Raw genomic sequence first — 11,316 nt, 5'->3', positions numbered from 1 at the left:
TGCCTAATATGATATATTGAAGTAACTGTATGCTATTCCCCCCGCAAAAATGTTGGCGCAAATTTCTGCCAACATCTTGCCAACATTCTGCCCACCACAAACATCGAAATATCTGCTATACTGGAATTGTGGTCAAGGCACAGCAAACGGAAACCGCCGAGACCAAATAATATAATCGGAGGTATGCTAATGAAGCATTACAACGACTTCCTGATCGTTGGCATCGACCACGGTTACGGAAACATCAAGACCGCCAATACGGTCACGCCGACGGGCATCACCAAACTCGATGCCGCACCGACCTTTACAAAGAACACTCTTTTCTTTGAGGGAAACTATTATCAGATCGGTGAGGGACACAAGGAATATCTTGCCGATAAGTGGCAGGACGATGACAACTACCTTTTCACGCTTATGGGCATCGCCCGTGAGCTGAACCGTGAGGGTATCACATCGGCTAAGGTTTACCTCGCCGTGGGACTGCCGATTACCTGGGTAGGAAGACAGCGTGAGAGTTTCCGTCAGTATATGCTCCAGAGGGAGAGCGTGGATTTCAAATACGAGGAAAAGCTCTACTCCGTCCGCATTATCGGGTGCTATGTTTATCCGCAGGGGTGCGGGTGTCCGGTGGACACCTCTGCGAAGCAGAAGCACCGACCGAGGCGACAGCCGAGACCGCTGCCGTGGTGGAGAAGCTGAATGAGATGACAGGTCTGAGCATGATCGCTGATATCGGCAACGGAACGGTCAACATCATTTTTGTCAGCAACCGCAAGGTTATCAACACCAAGACCTACACCGAGAAAATGGGTGTGAATCAGTGTGTAAAGGCTGCATCCAATGCGATGATGAACAAGCTGGGTGTCACCGTGGACGAGACGATTATTCAGAGCATGATCCGCTACGGAACAGCCGACATTGACAGCGAGTACGCCGAGGTTCTCCGTCAGGCGATTTCCGAGTATGCCGAGAGCATTTTCGCTCTGCTCCGCAAGTATGAATATGACCCGAAGATGATGCGTCTTTACATCACGGGCGGCGGTGGAAAGCTGATAGAAAATTTCGGAAGCTATGATAAGGACAGAGTGACTATCATCGGAGATATATGTGCATCGGCTAAGGGCTATGAGTTTTTCGCTGTCGCACAGCTCAGGAAGGAGGGTAAGTGATATGGGCAAGGACAGAGAGTACGTCAGGACAACCTGTTTCCGGTTCAATATGGAGAACCCCGAACACGCCAAAGCCTGGAACTATCTCCATAACTATGATAAGGATAAGATCAAGTCCACCAATGTGGCAGCCATTACAGCGGTCAATGACTACTTTGACCGTATGTGGAAACTTGCCGATGATCCTTATTTCGAGACCCGTCAGCGTGAGGAGCGTTTTGTGGAGCAGATCGTATCGGAGGTGGGCAAGGCATTTATCGCTGAAATGCCGAAGTTCCTTGCAAGTCTAATGCTCAGTCTGAACAGGGGCTACCCTATGCAGACAGCACCGATGCAGGCTGTCTCCGTAGGAACGGAGAACAGCAGAGGATATGCCGAGGACGGCTATAACAATGTCACGGAGGACAAAAAAACTGCCGATGATGACGATTATTCCGGTATTGATTTTGATTTTATCGGCGGCTGATACTGCTTGAAACAGCTTTTTCACCGTACTAATATCGGAGTGTTACAACAATAGCAACAAATCAATAGACAGTGGAAAAATCGAGGGTAAACCGCAAAAATGCCCGATAGCATTTTATGCGAAAAAAGAAAGCCTGCAAATATCACAGATGAATTTGCAGACTCGAACGCAATTGGCGGAGAGAATTGCTTATGAAAAAACGGCTTATCGCCGTGATGTCTTGTAACAACAAGACCGTGACCCGTCGGATTGCGCCGGGCTGGTAGTACCAATGTAGTGACACATTGGTCTCCCAGCTCAGAGGGCGTGTCTCGGTTGTCGCCTCGGTCGGTGCTTCTGCCTTCGGCAGAGGTGTCCACCGGACACCCGCACCCCCTCCGAGACCTTCCCCAAGAGCCGCACAGCGGCAGAAAGGAGCGACTATGCCAAATCGCAGGCGCTATCACTCGATCAGCCTGAAACTGACTGAAGAGGAGCTTCAGCTATGGAACACCAAGCATGAAGCAAGCGGTCTGAGCAAGACCGACTATCTGATGAGTGCGATTCAGGACAGCGAGGTAAGGATTTACAGCGTGGCAGATGACATTGCACCGCTTATCCACGAGATTCGCAAGATCGGCACGAACCTCAATCAGCTTGCCTACTACTCCAACATCGGGCAGGACAGCAAGGTGAGAGCCGAGATCGGGGCTATCCGAATTACCAACGAAGCTGTTATGAAGCGGATACTTGCATTTCTGGATAACCCGAAGTTTTCAATCAAGGGCAGTAGCTGATGTACGGAAATGTCAACGTAGATTACAAGCCCTGCAAATCGCAGATACAGCTTGACCGGGCTTCACGGTATATGCTGGGTGAGCTGCCCGAACAACAGCAGGCAGGTGTCATAAAAACTGCACCGCACTTGTGTTGGGAGATGAACTGTGACCGCAACATTTATTCCTGCGACATACTCACCACACGAAAGTTGTTCGGCAAGCGTGATAACAAGCGGACGAACCGTGCATTCAAGATGTCGCTGTCGTTCTCACCCGATGATAATGATAAGCTGACCTTTGAAGAAGTGTTCAATATTGCAAAGGAGTTCGCCGAGAAGTTTTTTGACGGCTATCAGGTCATGTTCGCAGTCCATACCGACAAACCGCACAAGCACGTCCATTTTCTTGTGGGCAATTGTCACATTGAGACAGGCAAGGCATACCGCCGCAGTCAGAAGGACTTGCAGACCATGTGTTAGTTTTTCGGGGAGCAGTGCATGAAGCGAGGTCTTACCAACTCTGTCCGCAAGGATTATTATAATGATAATCCCGACCGTGACAAGGAAACATTTGCCGAAAAGCAAATGAAAGCCAAAGGCAAGGAGACCTTCAAAGATGAATTTCGGTAGGTTATCAGAATCGAGTGTGCCGATCCGAACAACAAGACCTTAGAAGATGTGGTAGCTGCCTTAATGAAGCATTATCATGTTGAGTGCCGTGTCAAGGGCAACACCATATCCTACCGTCACCCAAATTATACCAATAAAAGCGGTAAACTTGTCTCGGTCAGAGGCAGTAAGCTGGGTGACAAATATACAGTGAAAGGAATCAAATATGAGCTTACCAAGATTCAGCGAGGACAAGAAGCCGAAAGAGCCGAAGCCCTCACCGCCGACACCACCCAAACCGCAGACAGAACCCAAACAGCAAACGGCGTACTTCACACGGGAACAGATGATAAAAGAAGCGGAGCGTATCCACAGGGAGTACGAACAATCACGCAAGGCACAGAGACAGGGGGCAGCAGTAATGGAATCTCAGAAACCGCACAAACAGGAAACACCGCTTCCGGAACTGAACGCAATCGAAACGAGAGTTCGGGAAATGGCGGAGGAGATCGGAGTATCCTCGGTGGACGCTCAGAGGGACGAGAGGGTTCTCCTTCTGGTAACGGCAACGCTAAAGATGTGCCAACTTTTGAAGAACTATTCGACAGCTATAAACGGCGAAATACAAAGGTTGTCCGAACATCAGATGCAGAATCTGAGCCTGCAAGAACAGTACGCAAAAAGCGTCAGGACAGAGGTCTCTGACAGCGTTTACAGCATCTATCATCAGGTCAAGGCGCAGGAGAAGGAAGCTATCAACGAGCTGATGCAGTATGTGCAGGCAAACAGCGATCAGATGGAGAAGGATATTACTTCTTGCACCGATAGCGTGAAATCGGCAACAATAGCGGCGAAAAATGCTTCAAAACAGATAAGTGAGTCGGTGAAGCGGTTCTGCACTGTCAGAACGATAGGAGATCTTCTTTACTACGCTGCACCTGTTGCGGTGGTTATAGATGTGCTGCTGAGACTATTTAATTTCACCTGATGAGTTGGATTCCTCGGTGTCCTCCTCATCATACTCCTCCTCCTCATCATCAAGGTCATCATCGTAATCATCTTCATCTTCAAACAGGTATTTCAGCGGCTTCGTTTCCATAATATCCGAATCAACATCTAAGGCGAAATTGAATACCCATTCGAGCTTGTCTTCAATGAAATCGGATTCTCTTTTGTGATCCATTAAATATATGTGGAAAGCATTGGAAAGATCGGATTTTGAACTGCGATCATTCATTTTCAGCAAATGGCACAATCCTCTGACATACAGTGCATCGGCATAGGATTCGTATCTGAGAAGTAATCTTGACCTTATCCGAATATGCGTAATAACGGCTCTGTCAGCCTACGCAAGAGCTTCATCTGTTTTACAGGTCATGAGGAGCAAGTGAGCGTAACGGGTGATGACACGGCACTCTTCCACTTTTTCGCCGTTATCAAGGTCAAGACCTTCAAACAGTTCAATACTTCTTTTGTAGGCTTCATACAATTCTTCGGTGGAATCAGCCGTGTCCGAAAGGTCAAGATAATAGGCATAGCTGCCTGCGGCTTCTGCTTTCAGATATTCATCGTCAAGTGCCATGATCTTTTCAAGAGCATTTTTCTGAATCTCTAATGCCTTGACATAATTTCTCTTTTCGGCTTCGATAGCGGCTTCTTCCAGCTCTTGTATCGCAAGCTGTCTCGGCTCACTTAGTCCACGCAGGGCAAAGGTTCTCTGATTCAGTTCTTCCATACGGTCAACATCATGCATCCGCCAAAAGAATTTGAAACAGTCATAGGCGACTTCCACAGCCTCAGAGGCAGGCTTTACTATGGGGAAAAATGCAAACTCAGCTATGATATTTCTTATATCGCCGAAATCGTACTGAATACTTTCATCATTGCCAATAAGTCTGATTCGGTCTATCAGCTCACGGCAGGTATTCTTGTCGTGTTTCAGGACGCTGAAAACAATCTCCGATATGAAATGGCTCATCTGTATCATGCCGTTTGAAGTCTCCGATACAAAACCTGCGTCGATCAGATCGTCTATCGGCTGAACACTGTTAAGCCCAAACATGGCTATGGCTGCATCTTTTCGTATGGGGGCTTCTACTGCAACGTGCATCATACACAGAACCTTGCGGTGGAGTTCCGATAATTCGGAAAAGCCGAACATATTTATCAGGACACCGATGAGCGACTCCTTCATGAGCTTGCCGTCTTTTGTAAAGGTCACTTTCTGATCATATTTGGTATAATCTCCGGCGAGAAGCTCAAAGGTCAATCTTTCTGTCGTACAGCCGCCCTTTTTCAGCATTTTGCCGACTATCTCTATGAAAAGAGGGTTTCTTCCGAGCATACAGACAATGCCCGAAAGCCGAAATTCATCTAAGGGCGTGGGGTTATCAAAGAACTTTTTTGCAAGCTCTACGCCGTCATTTTTGGAGATACCATTCAACCTGAATGTGGTCACTCCCTCATACCGCCTGCGTGAAGTAAAGATGACTCTACATTTCAGTTTGGGAATATCGTCCACGCATTCATCATCTTCAACGCCAATATTAAAATTGTCAATGACGATAAGAGTGCTTTCATCAAGTGTGCGGAGAGTATTAAGGCTGCCGATATATAGATCGTCATTAGCATCACTAAGCGAAACAGGCACTTCCGAGTTCATATTTGAAATGACACGGCGCAGACTGCCGTTATAGAAATAATATCCGATCTTCTTATATTGAGAGCCGTATTTTTCTATGTAGGCACGAACGAACTCACTTTTCCCAATACAGGGAAAGCCTGTCACAAACACCTTGCTGTCTCTTTCTAACAATGTGTTCAGAGCATCAATATCAGGCGCATGACCGCAGAAATGCGGACACGGCGGCAGGTATTCGCTGTTGGCAAATAATGTGTCGGGCGTTGCCGGTGAATTTGTGTTTACAGAGGGTACATCAGCTTTTTTCTCTATAACTCTTGTACGTCACAGCAAGGAAGGCGTTGACAGCAATATCAAGGGTATTGAAAATGCGACGATAACAGGTAAATACAGCATTGATTCAGAGGTAGACGCAAACAGCTCTGATTGTAGGCTTACCGTTGATCCGAACGGTAACTATCTATGTTTTCAGACTGCATCAGCTGATGAATCCGTGACCCTGAGAAATGCATTAAGCAATACCAGTGGCAAAGGATATTTTGAGATCTATTCAAAGATCACAGTGGATTTTGCTGAAGAATCATTAAATGATGAGTTCCCTGAAAGAGATTCGACAGAAAGATACGGTGTGAATGTTGAGGCTGCATCAAATCTGGCATATGATGATAGGACCCTTGCGTATACGAGTATGTCAGAAAGATATCCTGATGATGACCACTTCTATTACATTGAGTCGATACCTTCTGCAACACTGCGTTATTCATCTTTGAAAGATGATTCAGAGCTTTATGATAATATTGGTTTGAACAGTAAAAATCAGTCAACTCTCGGCGTGAACGGAAGATCGGCTAATGAAGCAAACAGAACATCAATGCCCGTAAATACAGAGGCTATATACAATGTTCAGGCATTGTCTGATGCTGAACGAGCAAGTATATTAAAGCTTACGTTTTCGTTGAGTAAAAAGGAAACGGATCCTTAAACGGGGGCTATAACTTACGAGCACATAGACGATATGCAGAATTATATCAGCGGCAAGATCAGCTTCAGTTCAGGCACTGCTGTGGTCAATGTAGATGCTCAGGGCGAAACGGCCGAAGTAAAGCTCAATGCGGCAAATTGCTCAAGAGCAGGCGGAGTTTATGATATTTTTGTAGTTTTTGATGCTATAACGGGAGAAGGATTTACAGACTATTCAAATTATAAGATCGATCTTAAAGCAGAGCTTTATGAAACAGATAATGAAGAAGGAAACATAACAAACAGTGTTGCAAACGATTATCCTATCTATACCAATGCAAAAATAAATCCAAATATTATTAAAGCGTTGAAAAACACATAATACATAATTATTGACTGCGTTTGATTTTAAGCGGTCGCTGAAGGAGAAAAATTCTTCTGATGCGGCCGCTGATTTTTGCATATAGCTTATTGTGAGCATGAGAGCGAAATGGTATATATTTTTTGTGGAAAATGACAATATAATAAAAGATAGGCGCTGAATTTTGGTTGTTTTTTGTAGCAATTAATAGTTATTTCATTGACATTGCGCAGTAAATATGGTATAATAAAACAAATATAAAAATTATATGTAGTTAGAAAGTGGGTGGAGAAATGGCGGAAAAAGTAATACAGACCACCGTTGGCGGTCTCAGAGCAGTAGAGCTTTATTTTCGTCCTGTCAGAGAGATATCGAACGGAAGTACAGCCTTTTATCAGTCTCAGACGCGTCTTAACTCTCCAAAGCTGGGAGTTCTTTCACCCGATAAATATCGTGATGTATGCGAGATGACAAGTCAGGCTGAAAAGCTTTTTCAACTGGAAATGCTGCAGGCGCTGGAGGCTTGTGAGAGATTTACGGAACGAGAGCTGAATTACGGCTGGATATCGGTATATATGCCTGTTCGCTTTCTCAAAAACGAAAAGGCTGCAAAGACTGTTGTTGAGATATGCCGAAAAAGGGAGATACCGACAAACCGTATTTGCTTTGAGCTTTCCGAAAATCTTCTTGCCGAGGACGACGGAAAGGCGGCTGAGTCAATACAGACTATGCGAAATTTCGGCTTTCACTTTATGCTTACGGGATTTGGCGGAAGCTACTGTCCCATGATGCGATTGTCGAATTTTTCGGTAGATTACGTAATGCTCAGTCCCGAGGTGGCTAACTACATAGGAAGGGACGAAAGATCGGACAACGCGGTCAAATCCATAATATCCTTCGTCAACGACATAGGCTCGGAGCCTGTTGCTGACGGAGTATTCAACAGCCGTCAGGCTGAAACGCTTTACTCGTTTGAATGTTCCTACTGTGCAGGAAGTCTTTCGGGAAAGTATGTGACAGAAAGATATATCAGAAGGAGAACAGATACTTGAAAAAATGTATATACGGTTATTTTCCCTATGGATATGGTATAGGGGAAATGCTTCTAAATTGCAGGAAATGGAGAGTTCGCTGTGGATAAAAAGGTAATTGATGTCCTTGAACTCAGAAGAACCGCCAAAGAGGTAAAACGTCATGTTATCCTGATGAGGATACTTGCTCTGCTTGTTATAATCCTTGTACTGATAATCGCCGTAGCATATGCGATATCGTATTTTTACGACAAATTCGGCAGCTTTACGGTAAAGGTAAGCAAGTATGACATGGTGCATCAGGGACTTACACTTTCAGAGACACCTGAATTTGATAAGGCGACTGCTGTGCTCAATGCGAATATCGTTTATGATATGACGAATATAAGCGGAAATGACCTTCCCGATAATATAGATAAGATAAACGGAAGCCATAATGGTCCTAACTATATTGCGTATACGTTTTATCTTATAAATTCGGGAGATGATACGCTCACTTATACAGGGGAAATGTCAATAGAGAATGTGACGAAAGATGTCGATGAAGCTATCCGAGTCGCTGTTTACAAAAACGGTGAGAAGACCGTATACGGTAAAACCAAGTCAAACGGCGGCGGAAAGGAAAGTGACTGTGACAGTGAGTTCCTTTCATCTTCATTGGTCATGCGTACCTCTACCGAGGGTTTTGAGTCCAACAAAAAGGACAAATACACTGTGGTCATTTGGCTCGAGGGAAACGATCCCGACTGTCTTGATAATATAATAGGTGGAACATTAAAGCTTAGTATGAACTTCAAGATAACAGAGTCTACATAATAAATCCCAAAGGAGTTTTTACAATATGAAAAAGGCACTGAAAATAACAGTAAATATTTTCGCATGGATAGTACTGATAATAGCACTTCTTATTACTATAATCGTATTTTCCTCCGACAAGAATAACGGAGTAGCCAATTTATTCGGCTATATACCGATGACTGTTGAATCAGACTCGATGGTACCGACGTTCAATAAGGGTGACCTCATAATCTGTAAGGATATTGATGATGTAAATGCACTTAAAGAAGGCGATGTCATCACATTCTGGACAATAATCGACGGAAAGAGGGTAAAGAACACCCATAGAATAGTAGGTGTCAATGACACTGACGGTGCTCGCAGCTTTGTTACACGAGGTGACAACAATCCGATAGACGATACACTGCCTGCATATGCAAGCGATATCATAGGCAAATGGACAGAGACTAAGATAGCCAAATTAGGTAATGCAATGAATTTCCTTCGTACCAAAAAGGGATTTTTCATCTGTATCCTCATACCTATGGCAATATTCTTCCTGCTCGAGCTTTATAAGTTTATTATCGCACTTATCGAGGTAAAGCGTCCCGAGACTCCGGAGATAGATGAAGAGGAGATCAAAAGACGCGCTATTGAGGAGTATCTTGCAAGCAAGGGCGAAACAGCAGAAGCTGCCGAAGCTGTTAAGGATAAAGCTGAAAAGACAGCCGAGACTGTAAGCGAAAAAGCAGAAGAAACTGTAGAAGCAGCTGCTGAAAAGGTTGAAGAAACAGCTGAAAAAGCAGCAGAAGCTGTAGAAGAGGCTGCTGAAAATACAGAAGAAACAGCAGAAAAGGCTGAGGAAGCCGCTGAAAAGGCAGCAGAAGAGGCTGTAGGAGACTCCGCCGAATAAGTTGACACGATATATGCGGAAGCATAGATCTTCAGGAGTTTATTATGAATGAATTTCTAAAATGGTTTTTTGAATTTATTTCGGAAATGCTCAAGGGCTATTCGGAAATAGTCCGCGGCATAGGGCACGGAATAAAACAGATATTCAATATAAAGAACTATATTGACATATTCAAGCAGCATTCCCAGAATTACGGTGCATTAAGCTGGGTGCTGTCCATACTGGCGATAATCATAGTTGTGGCTATCTATGTGCTTATTATACTTATGATAATCCTTGGTATAAGAAAGTATATCAGATTCCGTCATTCCATTGTCAGCAACGAAGATCTGTTGGAGGAAATATCAGACCTCCAGCGAAAGGTGCTGAAAATGACTAAGGAGAAGGACGAGATAATGGCTATGAAGGTCTCGCAGATGGGACTTCCCGCAGGCTCGGGAGCACTTTCTCTTGCAGACGGAAGTATGGCTGCCGATGCAGAGGGCGGCGAGACTGCACCTGCTGTTGTTGAGAGCGGTGTTGTACAGACCACAGAACAGAGATTTTCAAAGCTCATCGAGGTCGATGCATTTTACAAGGAATATGCTCCGCCTGAGTATGACAATGAGATAGACCTTGCAGGCATATGCGAGAATTTCCGCAATTTCGCCTGCTCAAGAATGCATCTTTACTATGAACCAAAGGTAATATGGCTTTTCCTTGCAGGTATGGCTTCTACGAAGCTCATTATCCTTCAGGGTATATCAGGTACAGGTAAGACATCTCTGCCGTACTCCTTCGGTAAGTTCTTACAGGTGGATACTACTATCGCTTCAGTACAGCCTTCATGGCGTGACAGAACTGAGCTTTTCGGTTACTTCAACGAATTCACCAAGAACTTCAATGAGACCGAAGTTCTCAAGAGAATATATTCATCGGGCTATAACAACGATATAAACCTTATCCTTCTCGATGAGATGAACATTGCCCGTGTCGAGTATTATTTCGCTGAGATGCTCTCCATTCTCGAAATGCCTAACGCAGACGAGTGGGAGCTTGATATCGTTCCGAACGTATGGAGCACAGACCCTGTAAATCTTGACAAGGGCAAGATACGTATTCCTCAGAATATCTGGTACATCGGTACAGCGAACAACGATGACTCTACATTCGCTATTTCCGATAAGGTATACGACCGTGCTCAGCCTATAAACCTTGACTCTAAGGGCGTTGCATTTGACGCTCCCGATACGCCGCCTATGAACCTTGGCTTCGATCATCTTGACAAGCTGTTCAGAGAGGCGTTCGACAAGTACCCTATATCACAGGAAAACTTAAAGAAGATACAGCAGCTTGACCTTTGGGTAATCGAAAAGCTGAGAGTTGCCTTCGGTAACCGTATCTTAAAGCAGATGAACCTTTTTGTTCCTGTATATGTAGCCTGTGGCGGCGATGAGCTGGACGGAATAGACTACATTCTTGCTACAAAGATATTCAGAAAGTTTGAGTCTCTCAACCTTGCGATGCTGAGAGAGGAGCTGCGCGAATTATGCGTATATATGACTAAAACTTTCGGTAAAAATAAAATGAACGAATCTATAGCTTATCTCGAAAGACTACAGAAGCTGTTCTGATATGGAAGAGCAGGTGAGA

At 44.7% G+C, this 11,316-nt stretch carries 16 protein-coding genes; 14 read left to right on the top strand and 2 right to left on the bottom strand.

All coding sequences use genetic code 11. From position 1 onward, the window contains the following. Positions 1-189 precede the first annotated feature (189 nt). The 8 genes from BUB28_RS17645 (at position 190) to BUB28_RS09160 (ending at position 3,989) form a co-directional block, all read left to right on the top strand. Positions 190-699: a ParM/StbA family protein gene (locus BUB28_RS17645; protein ID WP_431767974.1), complete on the top strand. Its 510-nt coding sequence runs from the start codon at positions 190-192 to the stop codon at positions 697-699. Beyond that, positions 687-1,169 carry a hypothetical protein gene (locus BUB28_RS17640; RefSeq protein ID WP_431767973.1) on the top strand — a complete coding sequence of 161 codons (483 nt, stop codon included), beginning with the start codon at positions 687-689 and terminating at the stop codon, positions 1,167-1,169. The genes BUB28_RS17645 and BUB28_RS17640 overlap by 13 nt, the downstream gene beginning before the upstream one ends. Before the next feature lies 1 nt (position 1,170). Next, complete coding sequence (locus BUB28_RS09175) at positions 1,171-1,635, top strand: hypothetical protein (protein ID WP_072950814.1); 465 nt, start codon at positions 1,171-1,173, stop codon at positions 1,633-1,635. A 422-nt stretch (positions 1,636-2,057) separates the two neighbouring features. Then, positions 2,058-2,411: a plasmid mobilization protein gene (locus BUB28_RS09170; RefSeq protein ID WP_072950813.1), complete on the top strand. Its 354-nt coding sequence runs from the start codon at positions 2,058-2,060 to the stop codon at positions 2,409-2,411. Next, on the top strand, positions 2,411-2,872 hold the full coding sequence (locus tag BUB28_RS17395) for a relaxase/mobilization nuclease domain-containing protein (protein WP_242939974.1): 462 nt from the start codon (positions 2,411-2,413) through the stop codon (positions 2,870-2,872). The genes BUB28_RS09170 and BUB28_RS17395 overlap by 1 nt, the downstream gene beginning before the upstream one ends. An 18-nt stretch (positions 2,873-2,890) precedes the next feature. Beyond that, positions 2,891-3,022, top strand: coding sequence for a hypothetical protein (locus tag BUB28_RS17500; RefSeq protein WP_278290939.1), 132 nt, complete (start codon positions 2,891-2,893; stop codon positions 3,020-3,022). Positions 3,023-3,085: 63 nt separating this feature from the next. Further along, on the top strand, positions 3,086-3,706 hold the full coding sequence (locus BUB28_RS17390) for a hypothetical protein (RefSeq protein WP_242939973.1): 621 nt from the start codon (positions 3,086-3,088) through the stop codon (positions 3,704-3,706). Beyond that, positions 3,648-3,989: a hypothetical protein gene (locus BUB28_RS09160; protein WP_072950811.1), complete on the top strand. Its 342-nt coding sequence runs from the start codon at positions 3,648-3,650 to the stop codon at positions 3,987-3,989. Before BUB28_RS17390 ends, BUB28_RS09160 begins: the two co-directional genes overlap by 59 nt. Here BUB28_RS09160 and BUB28_RS09155 read toward each other — a convergent pair. Both BUB28_RS09155 and BUB28_RS09150 read right to left on the bottom strand, forming a co-directional pair. Continuing rightward, complete coding sequence (locus tag BUB28_RS09155; RefSeq protein WP_207647097.1) at positions 3,972-4,184, bottom strand: hypothetical protein; 213 nt, start codon at positions 4,182-4,184, stop codon at positions 3,972-3,974. The genes BUB28_RS09160 and BUB28_RS09155 overlap by 18 nt on opposite strands. Before the next feature lie 162 nt (positions 4,185-4,346). Next, positions 4,347-5,816, bottom strand: coding sequence for a hypothetical protein (locus tag BUB28_RS09150; protein ID WP_207647096.1), 1,470 nt, complete (start codon positions 5,814-5,816; stop codon positions 4,347-4,349). A gap of 67 nt (positions 5,817-5,883) precedes the next feature. Between BUB28_RS09150 and BUB28_RS09145 the strand changes: the two genes are divergently transcribed. From BUB28_RS09145 to BUB28_RS09120, 6 genes are all read left to right on the top strand, one after another. Beyond that, a complete protein-coding gene (locus BUB28_RS09145) occupies positions 5,884-6,624 on the top strand; it encodes a hypothetical protein (protein WP_072950807.1) in 741 nt (246 codons plus the stop codon). Between the two features lie 33 nt (positions 6,625-6,657). Continuing rightward, positions 6,658-6,984, top strand: coding sequence for a hypothetical protein (locus BUB28_RS09140; protein WP_072950805.1), 327 nt, complete (start codon positions 6,658-6,660; stop codon positions 6,982-6,984). Positions 6,985-7,256: 272 nt separating this feature from the next. Continuing rightward, a complete protein-coding gene (locus BUB28_RS09135) occupies positions 7,257-8,015 on the top strand; it encodes an EAL domain-containing protein (protein WP_072950803.1) in 759 nt (252 codons plus the stop codon). Positions 8,016-8,096: 81 nt separating this feature from the next. Then, positions 8,097-8,810 carry a hypothetical protein gene (locus BUB28_RS09130; protein ID WP_242939972.1) on the top strand — a complete coding sequence of 238 codons (714 nt, stop codon included), beginning with the start codon at positions 8,097-8,099 and terminating at the stop codon, positions 8,808-8,810. 25 nt (positions 8,811-8,835) lie between these two features. Beyond that, on the top strand, positions 8,836-9,684 hold the full coding sequence (locus tag BUB28_RS09125) for a signal peptidase I (protein ID WP_081373460.1): 849 nt from the start codon (positions 8,836-8,838) through the stop codon (positions 9,682-9,684). A gap of 44 nt (positions 9,685-9,728) precedes the next feature. Continuing rightward, a complete protein-coding gene (locus BUB28_RS09120; protein WP_072950801.1) occupies positions 9,729-11,297 on the top strand; it encodes a hypothetical protein in 1,569 nt (522 codons plus the stop codon). The last annotated feature ends 19 nt before the right edge of the window (positions 11,298-11,316 follow it).

Source organism: Ruminococcus flavefaciens (genome assembly GCF_900143025.1).
Taxonomy (GTDB): domain Bacteria; phylum Bacillota; class Clostridia; order Oscillospirales; family Ruminococcaceae; genus Ruminococcus; species Ruminococcus flavefaciens_I.
The sequence above is the reverse complement of the archived record's forward strand: the minus strand, read 5'-3'. Positions and strand labels throughout refer to the sequence as shown.

What these genes read in the sequence shown, in the direction of transcription:
- BUB28_RS09175 (WP_072950814.1), top strand. Translation starts at nt 1,171, where the DNA reads ATGGGCAAGGACAGAGAGTACGTCAGGACAACCTGTTTCCGGTTCAAT.
- BUB28_RS17390 (WP_242939973.1), top strand. Translation starts at nt 3,086, where the DNA reads ATGAAGCATTATCATGTTGAGTGCCGTGTCAAGGGCAACACCATATCC.
- BUB28_RS17645 (WP_431767974.1), top strand. Translation starts at nt 190, where the DNA reads ATGAAGCATTACAACGACTTCCTGATCGTTGGCATCGACCACGGTTAC.
- BUB28_RS09170 (WP_072950813.1), top strand. Translation starts at nt 2,058, where the DNA reads ATGCCAAATCGCAGGCGCTATCACTCGATCAGCCTGAAACTGACTGAA.
- BUB28_RS09135 (WP_072950803.1), top strand. Translation starts at nt 7,257, where the DNA reads ATGGCGGAAAAAGTAATACAGACCACCGTTGGCGGTCTCAGAGCAGTA.
- BUB28_RS09120 (WP_072950801.1), top strand. Translation starts at nt 9,729, where the DNA reads ATGAATGAATTTCTAAAATGGTTTTTTGAATTTATTTCGGAAATGCTC.
- BUB28_RS17395 (WP_242939974.1), top strand. Translation starts at nt 2,411, where the DNA reads ATGTACGGAAATGTCAACGTAGATTACAAGCCCTGCAAATCGCAGATA.
- BUB28_RS09155 (WP_207647097.1), bottom strand. Translation starts at nt 4,184, where the DNA reads ATGGATCACAAAAGAGAATCCGATTTCATTGAAGACAAGCTCGAATGG.
- BUB28_RS17500 (WP_278290939.1), top strand. Translation starts at nt 2,891, where the DNA reads ATGAAGCGAGGTCTTACCAACTCTGTCCGCAAGGATTATTATAATGAT.
- BUB28_RS09140 (WP_072950805.1), top strand. Translation starts at nt 6,658, where the DNA reads ATGCAGAATTATATCAGCGGCAAGATCAGCTTCAGTTCAGGCACTGCT.
- BUB28_RS09160 (WP_072950811.1), top strand. Translation starts at nt 3,648, where the DNA reads ATGCAGAATCTGAGCCTGCAAGAACAGTACGCAAAAAGCGTCAGGACA.
- BUB28_RS09125 (WP_081373460.1), top strand. Translation starts at nt 8,836, where the DNA reads ATGAAAAAGGCACTGAAAATAACAGTAAATATTTTCGCATGGATAGTA.